Source organism: Streptomyces sp. HB132 (assembly GCF_016909575.1).
Lineage (GTDB): Bacteria > Actinomycetota > Actinomycetes > Streptomycetales > Streptomycetaceae > Streptomyces.
This window is the reverse complement of sequence record NZ_JAFBGA010000020.1, coordinates 72966-95501: the sequence shown is the minus strand read 5'-3', so window position 1 is coordinate 95501 and position 22536 is coordinate 72966. Positions and strand designations below refer to the sequence as shown.

The window sequence follows — 22536 nt, the reverse complement described above, 5'->3', positions numbered from 1 at the left end:
GGCCCGGGCTACGCCGCCCCCGCCCCGGTGAGCGACCTGACCTCGGTCTCCGCGTGTTTCGCCGGGTCGGGAGGCTCGGGCGAGGTGACGGTGCCGATCCATCCCGCCAGGAAGCCCGCCGGGATCGACACCAGCCCCGGGTTCTCCAGGGGGAAGAGTGCGAGGTCAACACCAGGGAAGAGCGAGGTGGGGCTTCCCGAGACGATCGGGGAGAGCAGGACGAGCACGACTGCCGGGATCAGGCCGCCGTACACCGCCCAGACCGCTCCCCTCGTGGTGAAGTTCCGCCAGAACAGGGAGTAGAGCAGCGCGGGCAGGTTGGCGGAGGCCGCGACAGCGAAGGCCAGACCCACCAGGAAGGCGACGTTCAGATCCTGGGCGAGGAGTCCGAGGGCGATGGCCACCACTCCGACGCCCGCCGCCGCCACCCGCGCCACGCCGACCTCGCTCCGCGGCTTGGAACCCGGCCGCCGGAAGGAGGCGTAGAGGTCGTGGGCGACGGAGGCGGAGGAGGCGAGGGTGATCCCGGCGACGACGGCGAGGATCGTGGCGAAGGCGACGGCGGCCACGACCGCGAAGAGCACCGTCCCGCCCGTCGAACCCTCACCACCCCCGAGGACGAGCGCCAGGAGCGGGACAGCGGTGTTCCCGGACGCATTGGACGCCCGGACGTCCGACGGGCCGACGAGCGCGGCGGCTCCGAACCCCAGCACGATGGTCATCAGGTAGAAGCTGCCGATCAGGCCGACGGACCACACGACGGAGCGCCGCGCCGCGCGGGCGGTGGGCACGGTGTAGAAGCGCGACAGGATGTGCGGCAGGCCGGCCGTGCCGAGGACGAGCGCGAGGCCGAGGCTGATGAAGTCGAGACGCGCCGTCCAGCTCCCGCCGTACCTCAGCCCGGGCGCGAGGAAGTCCCGGCCGTGGCCGCTGCGCTCGGCAGCCGTATCGAGCAGGGAGTTGACGTCCCCGTGGAAGCGGGCGAGGACGAGCGCGGTGAGCGCGACGGCGCCGGCCATCAGCAGCACCGCCTTGACGATCTGGATCCACGTCGTGGCGCGCATGCCGCCGAACGACACGTAGACCACCATGAGCGCTCCCACTCCGACCACGGTCCACGACCGCGCGGTGTCGCTCGTGCCACCGAGCAGCAACGCGACCAGGCTCCCCGCCCCCACCATCTGGGCCACCAGGTAGAGAACGGAGACCGTGACTGACGAGGCGCCCACCGCCGTACGCACCGGGCGTTCCGCCATCCGGGCGGCCACCACGTCGGCGAGGGTGAACCTCCCGCAGTTGCGCACCAGTTCGGCGACGAGGAGCAGGACGACGAGCCAGGCCACGAGGAATCCCACGGAGTAGAGCATGCCGTCGTAGCCGAAGAGGGCGATCAGCCCCGAGATACCGAGGAAGGAAGCGGCGGACATGTAGTCACCGGCGATGGCGAATCCGTTCTCCATCGGGGAGAACAACCGTCCGCCCGCGTAGAACTCCTCGGCGGAGCCCTGCCTGTTCCGGCTGACCCAGGTGGTGATGCCGAGCGTCACCGCGACGAACACGCTGAACAGCAGCAGAGCCAGGGTCTGGTGGTCCTCCCTCACCGGCCGGCACCTCTTGTCATCTCCTGGGTCTCCCAGCGCAGTTCCAGAGCGGCGCGGTCCCGGTGGAGACGCGCGTGACGGGCGTACGCCCAGGTGAGCAGGAACGTGGTGAGGAACTGGCCGAGCCCCGCCACCATGGCCACGTTGAGCGCGCCGACGACAGGACGCGCCATCAGGTCGTGTGCGGTGGTGGCCACGACGACGTAGGCGAGATACCAGAGCAGGAATGCGGCCGCCGCGGGAACCACGAACCGCCTGTAACGGCGGCGCACTTCGCGAAACGCCGGGCTGTTCTGCACCTCCAGATAGACCTCGGCCGCGCTGTGGCAGCGCTGCTCCGCCTGCCGGGACGGCATTTCGGCCGCGACGGCCGACGCTCCGTCCGGCTCGCCCCACCCGGTGGCCGACGGCTCGTACCACGGGTCGTCGAGCCGTGTTGCCGAGACGACCGGCCCTGCTTCCTTCTCCACCAAGAACTCCCTTGTCCACGAGCCTTTTCGGCCGCGTAGCCAAGAATGGGCAGATCGGGAAGATCTCGGGCACTTCATTCGCCGTGCTTCACCATTTCAGGTGACGGGAGCGCCGGGCGGGTGTGCGAGCCCCTGGCCGTACGCATGGCGCGCGGCCCCTGTTCTGCCGCGCGCCCCTGTCGTGGCCCCGGTTGCGGAAGGACTCGTCCGGCCCTGCCACGACGGGACGGTCAAGCCCACCCCGCACCGGTGACCGGCCCCCTCACGAGGCCCGCGCGGGCAACGCAGCGGACGGTGTTACGTGCTGCGGATCGACGGCTCCGTCACGCCGGAGGGCGACGATGCAGAGGATCACGGGCAGCATCCACCACCGCTGCTCGTCACCGACCCGCTGGGCCGGGAACCGACGCACGGCTAGAAGCGCGACGGCCGCGACGAACACAGGACCGTTGAAGGCTCCGACACGACAGCCTCCGACGGCGTGAGGATTCGACGTCTTCGACGCCACGGAGGCGCGGCGACGACGGGATCGGCTCAGGGCCTGGCCGTGGGTGGAGAAGATACCTCCACCCACGGGTGGAAGCCGTCAGACGTCGATGCGCGAGCGGTCCAGGGTGGCTGCGGAGCTGGTGATGAACTCCTTGCGGGGGGCGACCTCGTTGCCCATCAGCAGATCGAAGACGTGCTCCGAGGATTCGAGGTCACCGATGTTGATCCGGCGCAGGGTCCGGTGGCGCGGGTCCATCGTGGTCTCCGCCAGCTGGTCGGCGTCCATCTCTCCGAGACCCTTGTAGCGCTGGATCGAGTCCTTGAACCGGACGTTCTTGCGCTGCAGCTCCAACAGGGTCTGCCGGAGCTCGTTGTCGGAGTAGGTGTAGATGTACTTGTCCTGGCCCTTCTTGGGCTGGACGAGCTCGATCCGGTGCAGCGGGGGAACGGCCGCGAAGACCCGCCCTGCCTCGACCATCGGCCGCATGTAGCGCTGGAAGAGCGTGAGCAGCAGGGTGCGGATGTGCGAACCGTCGACGTCGGCGTCCGTCATCATGATGACCTTGCCGTAGCGCGCGGCGTCGATGTCGAAGGTACGCCCGGAGCCTGCTCCTATAACCTGGATGATGGCCCCGCACTCGGCGTTCTTGAGCATGTCCGACACGGACGACTTCTGTACGTTGAGGATCTTGCCGCGGATCGGCAGCAGGGCCTGGAACTCACTGTTGCGAGCCAGCTTCGCCGTACCGAGGGCCGAGTCGCCCTCCACGATGAAGAGCTCGCTGCGCTCCACGTCGTCGCTCCGGCAGTCGGCGAGCTTCGCGGGCAGCGAGGAGGACTCGAGCGCGGTCTTGCGGCGCTGCGCGTCCTTGTGCTGGCGTGCGGCGATACGGGTACGGGCTGCGGCCACCGCCTTGTCGAGCACCGCCCTGGCCTGGGCTTTGGCGTCTCGCTTCGTGGACGTCAGGAACGCCTTGAGCTCCTTGGCGACCACATTGGCCACGATCCGGTTGGCGGCCGAGGTGCCCAGCACCTCCTTCGTCTGTCCTTCGAACTGCGGCTCCGCGAGCCGTACGGTGACGACCGCGGTCAGGCCCTCCAGAGCGTCGTCCTTGACGACGTCGTCCTCGGCGACGCGCAGCAACTTGGCGGAGCGCAGCACCTCGTTCACCGTCTTCGTGAGGGAGCGCTCGAATCCGGTGACGTGGGTGCCGCCCTTGGGGGTGGCGATGATGTTGACGAAGGACTTGAGGTTGGTGTCGTAGCCGGTGCCCCAGCGCAGGGCGATGTCGACGGCCAGCTCGCGGGTGACCTCGGTCGCCGTCATGTGCCCGCGGTCGTCCAGGACCGGCACGGTCTCCTTGAAGGTCCCCGTGCCGCTCAGGCGCTGGACGTCGCAGACGGCCTTGTCCTGCGCCAGGTACTCGCAGAACTCGCTGATCCCTCCGTCGAAGCGGAAGGTCTCCTCCGTCTTGCCCTCGCCGTCGATGCCTCGCTCGTCGCGTACGACGATGGTCAGGCCGGGCACGAGGAAAGCGGTCTGCCGGGCCCGCTGGTACAGGGTCTCCAGGTTGAGCTTCGCGTCCTTGAGGAAGATCTGGCGGTCCGCCCAGTACCGCACCCGGGTACCCGTACGCGTCTTGGGCACCCGCTTGCCCTTGCGCAGACCGTTGGCGGGATCGAAGGGGCTGTCGGGGCCCTGCTCGGTGAACATGCCCGGGACACCGCGCCGGAAGCTGATGGAGTGGGTCGCGCTGTTGCGGTCGACCTCGACGTCCAGCCGGGCGGAGAGCGCGTTCACGACCGAGGCGCCGACGCCGTGCAGGCCGCCCGACGCCGCGTAGGACCCGCCGCCGAACTTGCCGCCGGCGTGCAGTTTGGTCATGACGACCTCGATGCCGGAGAGCCCGGTCTTGGGCTCCACGTCCACGGGGATGCCGCGGCCGTTGTCCCGGACCTCGACGGAGGCGTCGTCGTGGAGGATGACCTCGATGGTGTCGCAGTAGCCCCCGAGGGCCTCGTCGACCGAGTTGTCGATGATCTCCCAGAGGCAGTGCATGAGTCCGCGGCTGTCCGTGGACCCGATGTACATGCCGGGGCGCTTACGGACCGCTTCGAGCCCTTCGAGGACGAGAAGGTGCCGCGCGGTGTAGTTGGAGCTGTCCCTGTCTGCGCCGCCTGCTCCGGTCAGCAGCGCAGTGGACGGCACGGAATCGGCGGTCACGCGGTTCGCTCCTCGCTGAATTTTCATTTGGGGCCCAGTGGGTGACGGGCTCGGCCTCGGTGGCCGCTGAGAGCCTACCGAGGCCTGGTAGAGCGGTTGTAACGCCACCCAGGGGGAATCCTTATGCTAGTCCAGCCTCGCATACGCGTTCGATCACTCGTTGGAGTGACATGCACATCACGTTCCCTTCGAGGCATGAACCATTTAGGCTCCGGGCACGTCCTCATGAACAACCGGCAAGCCAGCCGGCGGACCGGCCCACACAAGCAACGCGAAACCGTAGCGCTACGCAATACGGCACATTCGCCGCGAACCAGCAACAGACAGCCATCCCGAGAAGAAGTTTCGAAGAAATGCCACGAGCGGGAACGTTTTCGGCCTGGTTGGATGTTGACCCTGGTACGACAGCTCGTCGAGCTAGAGAAGAGGCGACGTGACTACTGTTCTGACCCCCGCGAGCCCGCTGACCGCAGCAGACCGCTGTGACCGTTGCGGCGCCCAGGCATATCTGCGCGTCGTCCTGATCAGTGGCGGTGAACTGCTGTTCTGCGCCCACCACGGGCGCAAGTTCGAGCCGGAACTCAAGAAGATCGCCGCGGAAATACAGGATGAGACAGATCGGCTCACGGCCGTGCAGGCCAGTGCCGCCGACGAGGAACAACACTGACACCTCGCATCCACGACGAGCTATGGGCACGGTCCAGGACCGGCCGACGGGCGGCTCCCTCAGGGGAAGCCGCCCGTTCTCACGTTCTCGGACGCCTGTGTGACCTCCGCGGTCAGGTCCGGTCAGCCATCCACCGGATCGCCGCGGACACGCGTGTGTACACCCCAGGACTTCCGGGGCTCCCGCAGCCACTGCCCCACGAGACGAGCCCGACGAGGCGCCCACGGGCCACCAGCGGGCCTCCGCTGTCCCCCTGGCACGCGTCGCGCCCACCCGCGGCATCACCGGCGCAGAGCATCGACGAGGCGTCGTACGCGCCTTGTGCGCCGCCCGGGTAAGCGCGTCGGCAGTCGCTGTCGGACATCACCCGCACCGTGGTGGCGCGCAGTCCTGACGCGTAGGCGCCGTATCCGGTGGTGTCCCCCCAGCCGTAGACCGTCGCCGGGGTCCCAGGCTCGTAGGCGGCACTCCCGGCCGCGGCCATCGGGATCACGCTGCCCTTCGGCAGGGCCCGGTCCAGGGTGAGGACCGCGAGGTCGCCGACGTTGCTGCCCGGGTCGTAAGCCGGGTTCACCCACACCGAACGCACCGGGATCTCCTGGCCCCCGGCCCCGTTCAGCTCGTCCCGCCCGGCGATGATCCGCAGATCCCGGACCTCCTGGACGGCGGCCCCCAGGACGTCGTCCCCCATGCAGTGGGCGGCCGTCAGCACCTTGGTGGGGGCGATCGCCGCACCGCCGCAGAACTGACCCGCTCGGGTTCCGCCGAACCGGTCACGGCTCGACACGGCCACCGTCCACGGGCTGTCCGCGACGGCCACCGGGCGTCCGCCGACGATGATGCTGTCCGCCGAGGCCGGTACCGGAGGGCCGAGCGGTATCACCGCCGCAGCGACGGCCAAGGTACAGGCGGCGGGAAGGACACGGACGAGAACGCGGGACATGGAGGCTCCTTACACCGAGGTGGACGTTGCCCACTCAGCGTCATCCGCCCCGGTGCCGCCCGCATGCGCACATGGGCCGGGCCCGGAACCCACTGAGGTTCCGGGCCCGGCCCGTGTGCGTCCGAGATCTAGTCGAGGTAGTCGCGCAGCACCTGCGAACGCGACGGGTGGCGCAGCTTCGACATCGTCTTGGATTCGATCTGACGGATGCGCTCGCGCGTCACCCCGTAGACCTTGCCGATCTCGTCCAGCGTCTTCGGCTGACCGTCGGTGAGACCGAAACGCATCGACACCACGCCCGCCTCGCGCTCCGAGAGCGTGTCGAGCACGGAGTGCAGCTGCTCCTGGAGCAGCGTGAAGCTCACGGCGTCCGCGGGCACGACGGCCTCGGAGTCCTCGATCAGGTCCCCGAACTCGCTGTCCCCGTCCTCACCCAGCGGGGTGTGGAGGGAGATCGGCTCACGGCCGTACTTCTGGACCTCGATGACCTTCTCGGGGGTCATGTCGAGTTCCTTGGCCAGCTCCTCCGGGGTGGGCTCACGGCCCAGGTCCTGGAGCATCTGACGCTGCACCCGCGCGAGCTTGTTGATGACCTCGACCATGTGCACCGGGATACGGATGGTGCGTGCCTGGTCGGCCATGGCGCGGGTGATCGCCTGGCGGATCCACCACGTGGCGTACGTGGAGAACTTGTAGCCCTTGGTGTAGTCGAACTTCTCGACCGCACGGATCAGACCCAGGTTGCCCTCCTGGATGAGGTCCAGGAAGAGCATGCCGCGACCGGTGTAGCGCTTGGCCAGCGACACCACGAGACGGAGGTTGGCCTCCAGCAGGTGGTTCTTGGCGCGTCGGCCGTCCTCGGCGATGATCTCCAGCTCGCGCTTGAGCTTCGGCGCGAGCTTGTCGGAGTTCGCCAGCTTGTCCTCGGCGAAGAGTCCGGCCTCGATGCGCTTGGCGAGCTCGACCTCCTGCTCGGCGTTGAGGAGGGGGACCTTGCCGATCTGCTTCAGGTAGTCCTTGACCGGGTCGGCCGTGGCGCCGGCGACGGCGACCTGCTGCGCGGGCGCGTCGTCCTCGTCGTCGTCGGAGAGGACGAAGCCCTTGTTCTCGCCCTCGCCCTCCTCTTCCTCGCCCTTGCCGGCCTTTACTTCTTCGACCGCCTCGTCGCCGTCGAGCAGTTCGTCGTCCTGCTTGCCGGACTTCTTCGCTGCGGTCTTCTTGACCGCGGTCTTCTTCGCCGCGGTCTTCTTGGCAACCGTCTTCTTGGCTGCCGCCTTCTTCGCGGGAGCGGCAACGGCAGCGCCGTCGCCCGCCACGTCCGCGCTCTCGGCCGCCGGGGCGGCAGATGCCGCGACGGTCCGTGTCACGGCGGTCTTGGCCGCGACGGTCTTGGTGGCGGTGCGCTTGACCGGGCTCTTCGCTGCGACGCTCTTGCGGGCGCGCTTCGGCGACTCCGCGGCACTGACCATCAGCGTCACACCCTCTTCCTCGAGGATCTGGTTGAGGCTGCGCAGAACATTCTTCCACTGGGTTGGCGGAATCTGGTCAGCCTCGAAGGCCCGACGCACGTCATCGCCGGCGATCTGCCCATCAGCCTTTCCCCGCTCGATGAGCGCCATCACAGACTCGGACTCGGCGATCTCCGGCGGGAGCGTACGGGATGTGCTGGCCGACACGAACAACCTCTCGGAACGATGGAAACGGCTTCCGGCCCGGCCCTGGAGAGGGCTGGAACCGACGACCGTCGGCTGGGGATGTCGCCGACGGCGCGGGCTTGGCCTCAGAACTGCACAGCGCACTGCGTGGCTGCTGTATTCCTTCCGCGGCGGTCACCTCTTAAGTCATCGCACTGTTTCGAGGAGTGTTACGCCCAATTCGCGTGGCCCCAGTCACACCCCATCCGCGACAAACAGACCCAGAGGTCACATCTCCGTGTAAAGATGCCGCCGAACCGCATGGGCCGGGCGATGCACGGTGCGCCTACCCGGCCTTGCGGCGTTCAGTGCTCGCGAGGCGCGGGAACCACCCGCTCCCCATCGGCGTGGCCGACCAGCAGCTGCCGCATGGCGGCCTCGGCGCCTGCGGAATCACCCGACGCGAGGGCTTCGACGATCCGCGCGTGGTGGCCCAGGGACGCCTCGGCCGGCCGGTCACAGCCGGTGACGGGACCGCCGGAAACATGCAGGGCCGCCGACACGATCCCGGACAGGTGCTCGAGCATGCGGTTGCCCGCCGCCTGGATCAGCAGGGCATGGAACTCCGCGTCCGCCCTGGAGAAGGTGAGGGCGTCCCCCTGCCCCATGGAGTGCCCCATGATCTCGATCATGTCGCCGAGACGCTGCTGGATGTCCTCGCGCCCGTGCCCCGCGGCCAGCCGCGCGGCCAGTGGCTCGATGGTCCACCGGAGGTCGTCCAGTTCGCGGCGCTGGTCATCACGCTGCGGGCCGAAGGCGCGCCATTCGATGATGTCGGGGTCCAGCAGGTTCCAGTCACTCACCGGCCGGACCCGGGTGCCCACGTTGGGCCGGGCGCTGACCAGGCCCTTGGCCTCGAGAACGCGAAGGGACTCCCTCACGACGGTGCGGGACACCTCGAATCGCTGCCCGATCTCCTCCGGGACGAGCGGTCGGTCGGCACCGAGGTCACCGGAAACGATCATCTGGCCGAGTTGCTGGACCAGTTGGCCGTGAAGTCCACGGCCGCGACTGGCCGTACCGCGTCGACTCACCCGCCCGAGGTCGGATTCGGCGCCGCCCCAGGAACGGAGGGCGGCACGCTCTCCGGCCGGCGTCTCCGTGTAGGGATAACGGTCGAGTTCGCCCGGACCGGCGAGGCCGGAGTCGGCGGAGCGGGCGGCGGTCATCATGGTGTGCGCAAGGGTACTCACGCATCCTTTTTCGGCGCGGCTCAGCCAGCCCTTGAGGTCTTTGCTGAAAAGCACACGAAAGGGTGATCGGCACCCACCCCTCAATTGACGCGTTATCGGTAGAAATCACATCTTTTCAGGTGAGTTGCCTGCAAAGTCTCATCGCACGCGGACGATGTGGTCACCAACGAGCCCTGCCTCGAAGGCTGGTGAACACATACGCGCAGATCAGGGCGGACAACGACAAGGAAAGTGCCAGCCCCACGGGTTGAGCCACGACGCGCACGACCGCCATGACCCACCGGTCCGTCTCGTACGGCCATTGCAGCCAGCCGAGTTCGCGCAGCCTGCCCGGCAGGCCGGCGATCGAACGGGCGGAGGGGCCCGCGAGGAGCTTCTGCATCAGCGGTACGACGAGCACGGGTACCGCCAGGACGGCCGCTACTCCGGCACCGGCCAGCCTGAACACACCTGCTCCCAGCAGCCCCGCCCAGGCGCACCCGACCGAGAGCCCCGCCCAACTGACAGCGAGCTGAACGGCGTTCTCCGGTACACCGACCAAGTCGTTCCCGTAGAAGAGCCGCAGTGCCTCTGCGTCCACCAACACGGAGAGCACCGCGAGCAACAGCGCGACTCCCGCCGATACCGACAGCTTGGCCAGCAGGAAGCCCAGTCGCCGCGGCACCGTCCCGCGCCCCGCGGCGAGCGCCGGGTAGCGGAACTCGTCGCCGAAGGAGAGGGCGCCCAGCAACCCGGCGGCGAACGCGGCGGGCGGAAGCGGCAGCAGATCCGGCCAGGCGACCAGCAGGTCGGGCAGGGGTGTCCTCCCCGTGCGGGCCAGCAGTACGGAGAGGCCCGCGGACACGACCAGGACGGCCGCCATGACCAGGCCGGCCGTCCTGACGCCGAAGAGGCGGCGCATCTCGTACCGCAGGGGGCGAAGCGGCCCACGGGCCGGGCGCACGGAGATCGGAGGTGGCAGCTTCGAGATCGCCACGGTCGAGGCGGGTCCCGGCAGGACAGTCCGCACCTGACCGCCGCCCGGGCCTCGGGCCGGAACGACCGAGGGGCCCGCGTCCCCGGTCTCGTCGGCGAGCTGGTGCACCGGGACACCATGCCGGTAGGCCGTGTCCCCGACCTCAGCACAACTGCTGCCGTACACCGACAGCCTGCTGCCGCCCTCGGCAACCACTTCGACCGATCGACGGGCGGCGCGGGCCTCCCGGCTCACCACAGCCGCCAGCCGGGCGGCGTGCGGAGTCCGCACGGCGACCCGCGGCCGCAGGCGGGTGCGGGAGAAATCCGCGACGTCCTGGTCGGCCACGAGGCGTCCGTCGTCGATGGTGACCACTCGGTCGGCTGCACGGGCGGCCTCCTTCGGATCGCCGGTCGTGTGCAGGACCGTGCCGCCCTCGGCGGCGTGTGCGCGGAGCAGGCCGTGGAGCCAGCTCCTCTCACGGGGCGAGAGACCTGCCGTGGGCTCGTCGAGCACGAGGGTATGAGGGTCGCCGAGCAGTGCGGAGGCCAGACCGAGCCGCCGGTCCATACCTGCCGAGAGAGTCCCGACGCGCTGGTCCCCCAGACCTGCGAGACCGACGACCTCGAGCAGTTCGTCGGCTCGTGAAGCGGGAACCCCCGCGGCTGCGCAGAGCATGCGGAGCTGCCCTCGCGCGGTGCGCGCGGGATGCCCCGGCACGTCTCCGAGCAGCACCCCGACCTCCCGGGCGGGATGACCGATGCGGTGCAGCGGGCGGCCCTTGAAGTAGGTGACTCCCCGCCCCGCCTCCAGCTCGAGCATCAGACGGAGAGCCGTGGTCTTGCCGGAGCCGGGAGCACCGAGCAGCACGGTGACACTGCCGGAGGGGGCTTCGAAGGTCAGGTCGTCCACGACGGGGGGACCGTCGCGGCGGGGGGCGCTGGTGAGTCCGATGGCCTGGAGCATCGCTTCTCTCGCGGAGGGTGAGACCGCTCTGCGGCAGTGGGGAGGACCCCTGCAAGATAACGCGACATTTCAGACTTTTGGCGCATCGGTGCATCGGTGGGCGTTCCGTAGGTCCCCGCGGCGTGCGCCTTCCGACCTGATCCGGTCAGACTTCCGGCCTCAGCATCGGAGGGTTGAGCACCGTCGCGGCACCGGCCCTGAACAATTGCGCCGGACGGCCCCCCTGCCGCGTGGTCGTGCCTCCTGACGGAACCAGGAAACCGGGCGTGCCCGTGACCTTGCGGTGGAAGTTCCTGGGGTCGAGAACCACCCCCCAGACCGCTTCGTACACCCGCCGCAGCTCACCGACGGTGAACTCGGGCGGACAGAACGCCGTGGCCAGGGAGGAGTACTCGATCTTCGAGCGTGCCCGCTCCACTCCGTCGTCGAGGATCCTCGCGTGATCGAAGGCCAGCGGCGCGGACTGCTCGCCGTCGCGGACGAAGCCTCCTCCCGCCCCGATCAGATCTTCGACCGACGCCCAACGGGCACTGTTCGCGTCGCCTCCGGCACGCGGCGCCGGGAGGTCGGGGGCCAGTGCGAGGTGAGCGACACTGACCACCCTCATCCGGGGGTCACGCGCCGGGTCCCCGTAGGTGGCCAGTTGTTCGAGGTGGGCGCCGTTACCCACGGCGGGGGCAGCCGGATCGTGCGCGCAGAGCCCGGTCTCCTCGGCGAGTTCACGGGCTGCCGCCGCGCCCAGGTCCTCATCGGCTCTGACGAACCCGCCGGGCAGCGCCCACCGTCCCTGGAAAGGCGATTCGCCTCGGCGTACCACCAACGCGCAGAGCGCGTGACGCCGCACCGTGAGGACGACCAGGTCGACGGTGACAGCGAAGGGCGGGAAGGTCGACGGGTCGTAGGGCGGCATACCGAAATCATAGTCGTCTCCCTGACGATAAACACTCCCTTCGCGGCAACGGTTCCACGCCCGGCCCCCGTTCGTGGCCCCTTCCCCTCGAGGTGCGGTCGCACCGGGGTAGGAGTGTCGTCCGCCCCGCGGGCCGCACCTCGTCAATCGCCGCTCCGGGCGCCACGGTGGCCACGCCGTCGGGTGTCACGGGCCCGCCCCCGGCCGGCCTCCGTGCCGGCGCGGGAGGCGGCTCGTGGCGACGGCCGCTGCGTCGCGCTCCGCTTCCGCCTGCCGGTCGATGAGTGCCTCGACCCCGGCGCGGCCGGCGCACGCACGGGCCGCGGCGAGGTGCCCCGCTCCGGACGTAGGCCGCCCCGTTCCGCCGTGGTGCTGTCGCTTCCGCCGCCGCGCAGGCTGCGCTCCCCGCGGAGACAGCGGCGCAGCGTTTCCGGGTCCAGCCCCTGATTACATGCTTGATGGAGCAGTTGAGCGAACGTGTAGTCGGGGTCGGCCCGCAGGGCCAGGCCCAGCGCGACCCTGGCGCCCGCCTCGTCGCCGGTGGACCACGAGACCCACCCGGCCAGTGTGAGCGGCGCCGCGGCGTGTTCCACGTACGGGCCGACACACCGGCGGGCGAGAGCGCGCCACAGCCTCAACGCCGATCCGCCTTCGCGGCCCTCCATCCACTCTGCGGCCCGGTCCCTGGTCTCACGGTCCTGGAGGCCGAGAATCACAGCCGCCGCCTCGTCGGCGGTGATCAGGGCGTCGTCACGGCTGTCCTCGCCTCCGGCACCTGCGGCCGGCGCGCTCCGGAGGCGTTCCATGAGGTCACGGGCGAGCGCAAGGGTCTCGCGCGCCACCTCACCGCGCCCGTCGACGTCGAGGATGCGGGACACGAGCACTGCCCCCGCCGAATCCAGGACGCGCTCCTGCTCCTGTGCCGCCGGTGATTTCCATGGTGTGAGCCCTGCCTCCATGTCCCGCAGCGATCCACGCACCTGGACGCCGGCGTACGCCGCTGCGGCCGCCATCACCGTCGTCCCCGGTAGCGCGAGCGGATTGCCCTCGACCGGGCAGCAGCGGTCATCGGGGCAGCAGTAGGACCAGTAACGGCCGTCGGAGATGCACAGCGCTTCGAGCACGGGGACGTCGAGCGCGCCGCAGGCCGTGCGCAGCAGCTGCGCGAGCGGCCGCAGCCGTTCCATGACCTGCGGGGCGCTCTCTCCTGCGGCAGGGTCCTGGCAGAGGAAGACGATGATGGCGTCAGGGCGGGATTCGTGCTTCTCACTCCCCGCGATCAGGCATTGCGCCAGTTGGTCGGCGACCGGTGCCCACTCCTCGGGCTCGTGCGGGATGCCCAGCCTGAGCCGGCCGCCGAAGCGGCCCCGGCCACCGTGCAGGGCCACCATGACCACGCTGTCGTTCGGATGGAAACCCATCAGATACGGAAGAGCGTCGGCAAGTTCGGCGGGACCGCGCAGGGTGATCTGCTGCGCGTCGGACGGTCCGGTGGTTTCGTCGTGCCTGTTCATGCCCTGACGGTCCCGTGGGCCGCCGATTTCCGCGACCCCTGTGGATAACTTTATCCACAGGCACCTGCCACCGTTCGCGGTTTGTCGTACCCATCGGGTTGCATGGGGGCATGACCAACGCAGACCGCGCAGAGCTCAGAGCCTCCGCCGATTCCGTACTCGCCCGCCTGGTCGGGGACACGACCGGCGCCGCCCGGCTGCGCGAGGACCAGTGGCGGGCCATCGAGGCCCTCGTAGCCGACAAGCGCAGAGCCCTGGTCGTCCAGCGGACGGGGTGGGGCAAGTCCGCCGTGTACTTCGTCGCGACGTCGCTGCTGCGCGCACGGGGCAGCGGGCCGACGGTCATCGTCTCGCCCCTGCTCGCGCTGATGCGCAACCAGGTGGCGGCGGCGGCCCGGGCGGGTATCAGTGCCCGCACCATCAATTCCTCCAACACCGAGGAGTGGGACACGGTCCAGGCCGAGGTGGCGGCGGGCGAGGTGGATGTGCTGCTGGTCAGTCCGGAGCGGCTCAACAATCCCGACTTCCGGGACCAGGTGCTGCCGCGCCTTGCCGCCGCGACGGGTCTGCTGGTGGTCGACGAGGCACACTGCATCTCCGACTGGGGCCACGACTTCCGGCCGGACTACCGACGGCTGCGGACCATGCTGGCCGACCTCCCCGCAGGCGTTCCCGTGCTCGCCACGACGGCCACCGCCAATGCCCGTGTGACCGCGGACGTCGCGGAGCAGCTCGGCACGGGGGCCGGCACGGACGCACTGGTGCTGCGGGGGCCGCTGGACCGGGAGAGCCTCAGTCTCGGGGTACTCCAACTGCCCAATGCCGCACATCGTCTGGCCTGGCTGGGCGACCATCTCGGAGAGCTGCCGGGCTCGGGCATCATCTACACCCTCACGGTCGCCGCGGCCGAGGAGATCACGGCCTACCTCCGCCAGTGCGGGCATCAGGTCACGTCGTACACCGGGCGGACGGAGAACGCCGACCGGCAGCAGGCCGAGGACGATCTCCTGGCCAACCGGGTCAAGGCCCTGGTGGCCACGTCCGCGCTCGGCATGGGCTTCGACAAGCCGGACCTCGGCTTCGTCGTGCATGTGGGATCGCCGTCATCGCCCATCGCCTACTACCAGCAGGTGGGGCGCGCGGGACGTGGAGTCGAGCACGCCGAGGTCCTGCTGCTCCCGGGCAAGGAGGACGAAGCCATCTGGCAGTACTTCGCCTCGGTCGCCTTCCCTCCGGAGGAGCAGGTCCGGCGCACACTCGATGTCCTCGCCCAGGCAGGGCGGCCCCTGTCGCTACCCGCCATGGAACCGCTGGTCGACCTGCGGCGCACCCGTCTCGAGACGATGCTCAAGGTGCTGGACGTCGACGGGGCGGTGAAGCGGGTGAAGGGCGGCTGGATCTCCACCGGCGAACCCTGGGCGTACGACTCGGAGCGCTACGCCTGGGTCGCGCGGCAGCGGGCCGCCGAACAGCAGGCCATGCGCGACTACGCGTCCGGAACCGGCTGCCGCATGGAGTTCCTCAGGCGTCAGCTGGACGACGAGGAGGCCACCGCCTGCGGCCGCTGCGACAACTGCGCGGGCGCGCGATTCGACGACAAGGTCTCCACCGCCGCCCTCGACGGAGCGCGCGGCGAACTCGGAAGGCCAGGGGTCGAGGTGGAGCCGCGCAAGATGTGGCCCACGGGGCTCTCCGCGGTGGGGGTCGACCTCAAGGGTCGCATCCCCGCGGGCGAACTGGCGCTTCCCGGCAGGGCGCTCGGCAGGCTTTCGGACATCGGCTGGGGCAACAGGCTCCGTCCGATGCTCGCGGCGCAGGCGCAGGACGGCACGGTCCCGGACGACGTGTCCGGCGCGGTGGTCACGGTCATCACCGACTGGGCGAAGGGTCCAGGGGGCTGGGCGACCGGGGCACCGGACGCAGCGCCTCGGCCGGTGGGTGTCGTGACGGTCGCCTCACGCCGCAGACCGCGACTGGTCCACTCTCTCGGGAGCCGTATCGCGGAGGTCGGACAGATGCCGCTGCTGGGGACGGTCGCCTACGCTCCGGGGAGCGAGGAACTGCTGGTTTCCCGGACCAACAGTGCGCAGCGGGTGAAGGCGTTGCACGAGGCGCTCGTCGTGGAGCCCGCACTGGCTGAGGCACTGACGGCCGCGGGCGGACCCGTCCTGCTCGTGGACGATCTGTCCGACAGCGGGTGGACCCTGGCCGTCGCGGCAAGGCTGCTCCGGCGTGCGGGAGCGGAGCAGGTGTTTCCCCTGGTCCTCGCGGTCCAGGCATGACGGACGGCATCGTTCGTCGCCGAACGGGGCAGGATATCCGTGTCATTCCGTCAGATATCCGTCAGCCGCCCCAATTGCTCGTTGCCGCCCGCCGGAACGACAGGAAGAATTGGAGTCGCTCCCCGCACGGTCTCTTCGCGGGCCCGGAAGGGCTGTGCCGCGGCGCGCCCTCATTCCACCCTGCCCGCACCGTGGGCGCGTAGCGAAGGGAGGACCGTGACCTTCGGATTCGCTCCGTCCGCAGCCACATCTCTGTCGGCGTCCGCAGGCTCCGTCAGCCATGTTGCCAGAATGCTCGAACCAGCCGAGTGGGCTGCGGCGGGCATACCTCTGCTGCGCAGTCCGCGTGAGGTGGTCAGCGGCCTTCACTCGCGGCACCGCCCGACTCCCGCCACCGCGGTCATCGCCGTCCTCGACCATGAGGAACGCCTCACGGCCAGCGCCTCCTTCGCCCGGCGGTCCACCGTCGCCACGGACGGCTGGGAGTTCCGCAACGCCCTGCTCGCACATCTGCGCCGTGTGATCCCGCACGATCTGCGGCGCCGCACCCCGGTGCGTACCGCGGTCCTGCTCTACTGCCGTGAGGGCGACGAGCGTTGGACGGAGGAGGACGGGGCGTGGATGTGGGGGCTGAGAGACGCCTGCACGCTGCACGGCCTTCGGTGCGGGGCCTACATCACCCTGACGCGTGGAGGCTGGCAGGTCCTCGGCGAAGGCCGGGGCGGCCGCAGTCCGACTCTGCTGTCCAGGCCGTCGGCGCTGGCGGACACCTCCACCGACCCCGATCCCGTCCCGCTGCGCACCGGGGGCGGGGCGGCCGAGGCACTGAGACGAAGCGCAGCCCGCTGAAACGGGACGTGGGGTCCCGGACGTCCTCACGGACGCCCGGGACCCCACGGACATATCGTCAGACCCCGGCACCGAGCGCCGAGTTGATCTTCTGCGGGTCCCCGCACACGATCAGCAGGGCGCCGACGCGCTCCCGTAGGCCTGTCAGCGCACGGGCAGCGGCGTCGTCGAGATCGCTGTTCACCGCGACGACGATCACTGAACGAGAGGCGCAACGGCCCGCGTCGGCCGTGCGGGCGAAGAACACGTCGTCACCCGCGTCGTGCTGGGCCCAGTACGTCGCCTCTCCGAAGGAGAGTTCGTGCGCGGCCCAGGGGTGCTGTTCGCCGGTGGTGAGCACCAGGATGTCCCCAGGTGCCCGGCCGGAGTCGAGCAACAGGTCGACGGTCTCCTCGGCAGCGTCGACCGCACCGTCGGCCGAGGACGGAATGAGCTGGAACTGCGCGGTGGAACCCTGTTCGGGCACCTTCCGCACGGCGGGAGCCGGGGCAGCGGGGGTGCTGGGTGTGGTGTGCGGGCGCGGCGCCGGGGGTGCGGGCCGCGCGGGGCCGCGGCCCGGGTTTCCGGGGCGCGGTGTGGCCGCGGAACGCGGGCCGGGTACAGGACGGGGGGTCGGCGCGGTGCGGCCGGCGGCCGGAGTGACGCGGGGACCCTGGGCGCTCTCGGTAATCTGAGGCTCCTCGATGATGAGAGGCATGAATGGTGGTCTGTCACAGCCGACGCGAAAACGCCGGCGGGTGGTGGGTACGCCTGGGCGATCAGAAATCGAAGCCGAGCTGGCCCCCGCTTTCCAGTGCCGCCGCCTCCGCGGAGAACCGGACCTTCTTCAGGTGCTGCCACTTGGGCAGCGCGTCGAGGTAGGCCCAGCTGAGGCGATGGTGAGGCGTAGGCCCACGCTCCTCCAGCGCGGCCCGGTGCACCGGCGACGGATAACCGGCGTTCGCGCCGAAGGCGAAGTCTGCGTACTGCCCCGTGTCCGCGCCCAGTTCGCCCATCATCGTGTCCCGTCGGACCTTGGCGATCACCGAGGCCGCCGCGACGGCGATGCAGGACTGGTCACCCTTGATCACGGTGCGGACGTTCCAGGGCGGTCCGAGGTAATCGTGCTTGCCGTCGAGGATCACGGCGTCGGGTCGCACCGGCAGCGCCTCGAGCGCCCTGACAGCCGCAAGACGAAGAGCCGCGGTCATGCCGAGATCGTCGATCTCCAGCGGTGACGCGTGCCCCAGTCCGTAGGCCGTGACCCACTTCTCGAGCACGGGGGCGAGTTCCGCCCGGCGCTTGGGGCTGATCAGCTTGGAGTCGGTCAGGCCCTCAGGAGGTCTACGGAGACCGGTGACGGCCGCGCACACGGTGACGGGGCCGGCCCACGCTCCGCGTCCGACCTCATCGACACCTGCGACGGTCCTGGCACCGGACGTAGCGCGCAGTGAGCGCTCGACGGTGTGCGTGGGTGGTTCGTACGGCATGGCGCCTGCCAGGTTACGCCGATGGGGACGGCAAGAACACCCCGGGGTGCCGTCCGGCGGTTTCGGCACCGGCCCGACCTCGTCCGGGGCGCCCGGAGCCGGTGCGCGGCGGAAGCCCGCTCGGCGCCCGAAGCGGCGCGAGTGCGGCCGGGGCCCGGCCGGATCGGGCAGGTGACAGCCCTGTCCCTCTCCTCACGTCCGCACGCCGGTCCTCAGTCGGCAGCGAACTCGCCCGGCGGCTTCGGCAGTTGCACGTCGGACGCATGCCACGGCAGGTCGGGGGGCGGCACGTGGCACCGGCGTCGTCGGCCGGGCGGCGTTCCCGAACGCCGTCGAACCACCACCAGGTGTTCGGGATGCCCAAGGCCTGAGCCGGCGCGGTGAGGAAGCCATCGGAGGCACGTACGGGGGCCGGCCCGGGCGGAACCGTGTGGGCCGCCTCCCCAGAGGCGGCCCACACGACGCGCACACAGCCGCAGCCGGGCCCGCGGGTCGTCGCAGGCCGGGCCGCCCGGGGCGGCCGGCTTCACGACGGGACGCCCCTCAGCACAGGTGAAAGCCCGGCCTGCTCGGTACGGGTGAGGGGTCAGTACGGATCGTACGAGTGGTCCTCCTCGTACCCCTCGCGCTCGCCGGTTCCCTGGCCTTGGCGGTAGCACTCGGTCCCGTGGTTCTGTACGGGATGCTTCTCCAGGATGTCCCGGGCCCTGACTTCGCCCCAGCTGGAGGCGTACCACGGAGCGTCCATGACCCTGAGGTCGCGATCGAGGTTCTCCAGGGCACACGACCTCAGCGGTTCGGGCAGCGTGTTCAGGGCCGGTACGGCATCAGCGGAGAGCCCCTTGAGGTATTCGATGTCGATCGGCCTTTCACTGCGGTGCCGCTGGACGCTCTGTTCGGCGATCAGTCCGTCCGGCGAGACCAGGCCGAAGGCGAGCACGCCGACGGCGGCGCTCACGGCGATGGCGCGCGGCAGCAGTCTGGCTCCGAAGACACCGGCAGCGAGGATCAGGACCAGCACCACCCCGAGCCAGAGCTCCACGGCGGCCACGGAGATCCGCAACCGGGTCAGACCGAAGGCGTCCACGTAGAGGTCCATGCGGCGCAGCGCGGAGGCCACGACGACGAGTGTGAGGACGCACAGGACACCGAGGACGCTCCGGACCAGGGTCCGGTCGTGCGGTCCGCCCCTCGGGGCCCAGCGCAGGGCGAGTGCGATGACGATCAGGGTCAGCACCGTGGCCCAGAGGAGCTGCCAGAAGCCCTGGCGGGCGTACGCGGCGGGGGTCAGCCCCGTCTCCTCCAGCACTTTGTCGTACCCGCCGAGGAGGACGACGAGCTGCAGCGTGATGAAGGCGGCGAAGAGCAGGTTGAGAACGATCAGCGGGAGCGCCCACTCGGCCCTGTTCCTGGCCTTGCCCGGCCGGATGGTGATGCCGTCCCAGCGCACCGGCGCGGCGGCACTGTACGCGGTGGCCAGTGCTCCGACGAGCCCCAGTGCGAAGAGGAACACGCGCCAGGGGCTGTCACCGACCGACGCGTCGGGGGTGAGGCTGCCCAGCAGGTCGGCGAATGCCGCGTCCGCCGAGGCGAAGAGCGCGCCGAACACGATGAGCAGCACCACGGCCACCGCAGTGCTGCGCACGACGGTGCGCACCCGGCCCCGGGAGTCGTCCGCTCGGGCGCGTACCCCCTGCCATCCCCAGCGCACGCCCGCCGAGGCCGAGGGGAACAGCCCCACCGAACCGAGCAGCACCCCCTGCCAGCTGCGGCTTCCGTGCAGGGCGAGCGAGCCCAGGGCGAGGGCCGAGACGACTGCCAGGAAGACCGGCCATCCTGCTGCCCGGAGCGCCGGGACCGCCAGGAGCGCCAGACCGCCCACCGCCCAGACGGCGGTCCAGGGCCGCAGCCGGCGCCGTGCGGAGCGCGCGGCGAAGAAGGCGCCCAGGGCTGCGGGCAGGGCCACGATCAGCAGGTTGGGCCCAAGGCCGTCGCCGAGCAGCAGGGCGCTGAGCAGTGCTGTGGCGAAGGCCGACCAGAGTGTGCCCGGTCCGATCGCGGGCGGGGACGCGGCCCGCAGCCGTGAGAGCACACCGGGCGGCGGCTGCTGTCTCCGCTTCTGCCAGACGTCCCCGGGCGGCGCCCCGAGATAGGCGGGCACCTTCGGCACGTCCGGTCCGGCGTTCTGCGGTGGAACCGGCGGAGTGGACGTAAGTGCGAGCTCCTTGCCCGCAGCCGACCGCTCCCCGGCGGCCTTCGCCCGGCCGCCACCTCCGGGCGGCGCCTCGCTCACCGCCTCAGGTGCCGTGCCGGACGCGGATTCCGTCACGTCACGGGACTCCGCCGACGTCTCGGGCCTGCTGGACGCATCGGACGACTGATCGGACATGGGACCCCTCCCCCACCGAGGTCCGCTCGCACGGCCACATCGCGGCACGACGGCCCCGGCGTCTCTAGGCGCGCGCCCACCAAGATCGATGAGGGCGTCGTGGCCGAAAGAGTAAGTTCCGTTCCGGCTGTCCGGGCGGTCACGTTCCCTGCTGTGGCAGGACCGTGACAGTGAACCTGTCGATACCGGGGCATGGCCCACGGACCCCGACGCGCGTCAGCTGCGCCCACGGGCCCCGCAGTACGTCAGCCGCGCCCGCGGGTCCCGCGCCACCTCAGCCGCGCACCGGAGCGAGAGGGACCCAGGGCGGGAGCTGCTCCGTCCGGGCCAGCCAGTCCGCCGGAGGGGCACCGGCCGGCTCCGCCGCGACGATTCCGCCGACGATGGCGCAGGTGGTGTCCACGTCGCCTCCCGCCTGCGCCGTCACCCAGAAGGCCTGCTCGAAGTCGCCGAGGCTCCGCGCCGCGGACCAGAGCGCGAACGGGACCGTGTCGTGCGCACTCGTACGGCGGCCGTTGCCGAGCACCGCCGCGACCGTCCCGGCGTCCCGGTAGTCGAGCATGTCGCGCGCCCTGCGCAGCCCGGCGCCGACAGCACTGCGCGGTACGAGGGCGACGACGCCGTCGATCAGGTCCTCCGGTGTCGGCGGCCCTCCCGGTGCGGCGACGAGAGCGGCGGCGGCCGCGACCGCCATCGCCCCGACGACGGCTTCGCGGTGCTGATGGGTGGTGTACGAGGAGATCTCCGCCTGGTGGGTGGCCTGCTCGGGGTCGTTCGCGTACCAGGCGCCCAGCGGCGCGATGCGCATCGCCGAACCGTTGCCCCAGGACCCCTGCCCCTGGAAGAGGGCCGAAGCCAGCTCCCGCCAGTCGCCGCCTTCTCTCACCAGCCTGAGCAGCCGGTTGACCGCGGGCCCGTAGCCCCGGTCGAAGTCGTGGTGGTGGGCGAAGGAGCGGGCGAGCGCGTCCTGGTCGATCCGCTCGTGGGCGGCCAGCACGGACAGCACGGAGCAGGCCATCTCGGTGTCGTCGGTCCACTGCCAGCCGTCGGGCGGCAGGTCACGGCTCTTGAGCAGGGGGTAATTGGCCGGGACGAAGAACTGGGAGCCGAGGGCATCCCCCACGGACAGTCCACGCAGGCTGGCCAGAGCGCGTTCGAAGCGGTCGGTAGCAGAGTCAGCGGTCATCGCTCCGCCACTCTATCCGGTGATGCCGTACGGCTCACCGGTGACGCCGTAGGGCTCAGGGGTGCGCCACTGCTCGAAGGGCCGGTCGAGCGTGTAGCGGCCGTCCTCGCCGAGCAGCAGCACTCTGGATTCCCCGTTTCCGGGATTGGACAGCGACTCGAATTCCGCGACCGACCAGTGGAACCAGCGCATACAGAAGAGCCTCATGGTCAGGCCGTGGGTGACCAGCAGGACGTTCGGCGGATGGTCGGGGGCCTCGAAGCTGCGGTGGAGGCTCTCCAGGAAGGCGTCGACCCGGTCGTACACATCGGCCCCGGACTCGCCCTGCGCGAAGCGGTAGAAGAAGTGCCCGTAGGCGTCCCGGTAGGCCTTCTGCAGCCTGACGTCGTCCCGGTCCTGCCAGTTGCCCCAGTCCTGCTCGCGCAGCCGGGGCTCCTCCCTGACGCGCACGTGCTCCGGTTCGAGGCCGAACGCCCTGAACGTCTCATGAGTGCGCCGGTAGGGCGAGACGTAGACACTGACACGCTCGTCACCGAAGGTCTCACGCAGCTCGGAGCCCGTCGCCGCCGCCTGACGCCTGCCCTGCGCCGTGAGTCTGAGGGCGTGGTCGGGCTCGCGTTCGTAGACCGAGTCGTCGACATTGCCCTCGGACTCGCCGTGGCGGACAAGAACGATGCGTTGCGGTCGTGCCATGTACCGACCCTAGACGGCGTCCGGCCCGCTCGAGCAACTGTG

At 70.3% G+C, this 22536-nt stretch carries 17 protein-coding genes; 3 read left to right on the top strand and 14 right to left on the bottom strand.

Annotation, left to right across the window (positions count from 1 at the left end; all coding sequences use genetic code 11):
• Positions 1-8 precede the first annotated feature (8 nt).
• From JOC24_RS30065 to JOC24_RS30055, 3 genes are all read right to left on the bottom strand, one after another.
• Positions 9-1601 (bottom strand): solute symporter family protein, encoded by a 1593-nt coding sequence (locus JOC24_RS30065; RefSeq protein ID WP_205023579.1) that lies wholly within the window; start codon positions 1599-1601, stop codon positions 9-11.
• On the bottom strand, positions 1598-2071 hold the full coding sequence (locus JOC24_RS30060; protein ID WP_205023578.1) for a DUF485 domain-containing protein: 474 nt from the start codon (positions 2069-2071) through the stop codon (positions 1598-1600). Before JOC24_RS30060 ends, JOC24_RS30065 begins: the two co-directional genes overlap by 4 nt.
• 586 nt (positions 2072-2657) lie before the next feature.
• On the bottom strand, positions 2658-4784 hold the full coding sequence (locus JOC24_RS30055) for a DNA gyrase/topoisomerase IV subunit B (protein WP_205023577.1): 2127 nt from the start codon (positions 4782-4784) through the stop codon (positions 2658-2660).
• A 433-nt stretch (positions 4785-5217) separates the two neighbouring features.
• On the opposite strand from JOC24_RS30055, the gene JOC24_RS30050 reads away from it, so the two are divergent.
• Positions 5218-5451 (top strand): DUF7455 domain-containing protein, encoded by a 234-nt coding sequence (locus tag JOC24_RS30050; protein ID WP_014153643.1) that lies wholly within the window; start codon positions 5218-5220, stop codon positions 5449-5451.
• 112 nt (positions 5452-5563) lie between these two features.
• Here the strand turns inward: JOC24_RS30050 and JOC24_RS30045 are convergent, their stop codons facing one another.
• The 6 genes from JOC24_RS30045 to JOC24_RS30020 form a co-directional block, all read right to left on the bottom strand.
• Positions 5564-6394 (bottom strand): S1 family peptidase, encoded by an 831-nt coding sequence (locus JOC24_RS30045; RefSeq protein WP_205023576.1) that lies wholly within the window; start codon positions 6392-6394, stop codon positions 5564-5566.
• Between the two features lie 128 nt (positions 6395-6522).
• Entirely contained in the window at positions 6523-8070 is a 1548-nt protein-coding gene (locus JOC24_RS30040; RefSeq protein ID WP_205023575.1) for an RNA polymerase sigma factor, read from the bottom strand.
• Between the two features lie 323 nt (positions 8071-8393).
• Positions 8394-9281 carry a FadR/GntR family transcriptional regulator gene (locus JOC24_RS30035; RefSeq protein WP_205023574.1) on the bottom strand — a complete coding sequence of 296 codons (888 nt, stop codon included), beginning with the start codon at positions 9279-9281 and terminating at the stop codon, positions 8394-8396.
• A 160-nt stretch (positions 9282-9441) separates the two neighbouring features.
• Positions 9442-11202: an ABC transporter ATP-binding protein gene (locus JOC24_RS30030; RefSeq protein WP_205023573.1), complete on the bottom strand. Its 1761-nt coding sequence runs from the start codon at positions 11200-11202 to the stop codon at positions 9442-9444.
• Positions 11203-11347: 145 nt separating this feature from the next.
• On the bottom strand, positions 11348-12112 hold the full coding sequence (locus JOC24_RS30025; RefSeq protein WP_205023572.1) for an NUDIX hydrolase: 765 nt from the start codon (positions 12110-12112) through the stop codon (positions 11348-11350).
• A gap of 143 nt (positions 12113-12255) precedes the next feature.
• On the bottom strand, positions 12256-13626 hold the full coding sequence (locus JOC24_RS30020; RefSeq protein ID WP_205023571.1) for a DUF4192 domain-containing protein: 1371 nt from the start codon (positions 13624-13626) through the stop codon (positions 12256-12258).
• Positions 13627-13736: 110 nt separating this feature from the next.
• Here JOC24_RS30020 and JOC24_RS30015 point away from each other — a divergent pair, with 110 nt between their 5' ends.
• On the top strand, positions 13737-15908 hold the full coding sequence (locus JOC24_RS30015; RefSeq protein ID WP_205023570.1) for a RecQ family ATP-dependent DNA helicase: 2172 nt from the start codon (positions 13737-13739) through the stop codon (positions 15906-15908).
• 216 nt (positions 15909-16124) lie between these two features.
• Positions 16125-16757 (top strand): hypothetical protein, encoded by a 633-nt coding sequence (locus tag JOC24_RS30010; RefSeq protein WP_205023569.1) that lies wholly within the window; start codon positions 16125-16127, stop codon positions 16755-16757.
• Positions 16758-16815: 58 nt separating this feature from the next.
• Here the strand turns inward: JOC24_RS30010 and JOC24_RS30005 are convergent, their stop codons facing one another.
• From JOC24_RS30005 to JOC24_RS29985, 5 genes are all read right to left on the bottom strand, one after another.
• A complete protein-coding gene (locus JOC24_RS30005) occupies positions 16816-17454 on the bottom strand; it encodes a hypothetical protein (protein WP_205023568.1) in 639 nt (212 codons plus the stop codon).
• Positions 17455-17515: 61 nt separating this feature from the next.
• Positions 17516-18226 carry a ribonuclease HII gene (locus tag JOC24_RS30000; RefSeq protein ID WP_205023567.1) on the bottom strand — a complete coding sequence of 237 codons (711 nt, stop codon included), beginning with the start codon at positions 18224-18226 and terminating at the stop codon, positions 17516-17518.
• Between the two features lie 586 nt (positions 18227-18812).
• Entirely contained in the window at positions 18813-20615 is a 1803-nt protein-coding gene (locus tag JOC24_RS29995) for a DUF4153 domain-containing protein (RefSeq protein WP_205023566.1), read from the bottom strand.
• A 274-nt stretch (positions 20616-20889) separates the two neighbouring features.
• Complete coding sequence (locus JOC24_RS29990) at positions 20890-21801, bottom strand: ADP-ribosylglycohydrolase family protein (protein WP_205023565.1); 912 nt, start codon at positions 21799-21801, stop codon at positions 20890-20892.
• Between the two features lie 12 nt (positions 21802-21813).
• Positions 21814-22494 carry a histidine phosphatase family protein gene (locus JOC24_RS29985; RefSeq protein ID WP_205023564.1) on the bottom strand — a complete coding sequence of 227 codons (681 nt, stop codon included), beginning with the start codon at positions 22492-22494 and terminating at the stop codon, positions 21814-21816.
• Positions 22495-22536 lie beyond the last annotated feature (42 nt).

Coding starts and splice junctions, on each gene's coding strand:
- JOC24_RS30030 (WP_205023573.1), bottom strand. CDS start 11,202: ATGCTCCAGGCCATCGGACTCACCAGCGCCCCCCGCCGCGACGGTCCC.
- JOC24_RS30025 (WP_205023572.1), bottom strand. CDS start 12,112: ATGCCGCCCTACGACCCGTCGACCTTCCCGCCCTTCGCTGTCACCGTC.
- JOC24_RS29995 (WP_205023566.1), bottom strand. CDS start 20,615: ATGTCCGATCAGTCGTCCGATGCGTCCAGCAGGCCCGAGACGTCGGCG.
- JOC24_RS30000 (WP_205023567.1), bottom strand. CDS start 18,226: ATGCCGTACGAACCACCCACGCACACCGTCGAGCGCTCACTGCGCGCT.
- JOC24_RS30020 (WP_205023571.1), bottom strand. CDS start 13,626: ATGAACAGGCACGACGAAACCACCGGACCGTCCGACGCGCAGCAGATC.
- JOC24_RS29985 (WP_205023564.1), bottom strand. CDS start 22,494: ATGGCACGACCGCAACGCATCGTTCTTGTCCGCCACGGCGAGTCCGAG.
- JOC24_RS30045 (WP_205023576.1), bottom strand. CDS start 6,394: ATGTCCCGCGTTCTCGTCCGTGTCCTTCCCGCCGCCTGTACCTTGGCC.
- JOC24_RS30005 (WP_205023568.1), bottom strand. CDS start 17,454: ATGCCTCTCATCATCGAGGAGCCTCAGATTACCGAGAGCGCCCAGGGT.
- JOC24_RS30015 (WP_205023570.1), top strand. CDS start 13,737: ATGACCAACGCAGACCGCGCAGAGCTCAGAGCCTCCGCCGATTCCGTA.
- JOC24_RS29990 (WP_205023565.1), bottom strand. CDS start 21,801: ATGACCGCTGACTCTGCTACCGACCGCTTCGAACGCGCTCTGGCCAGC.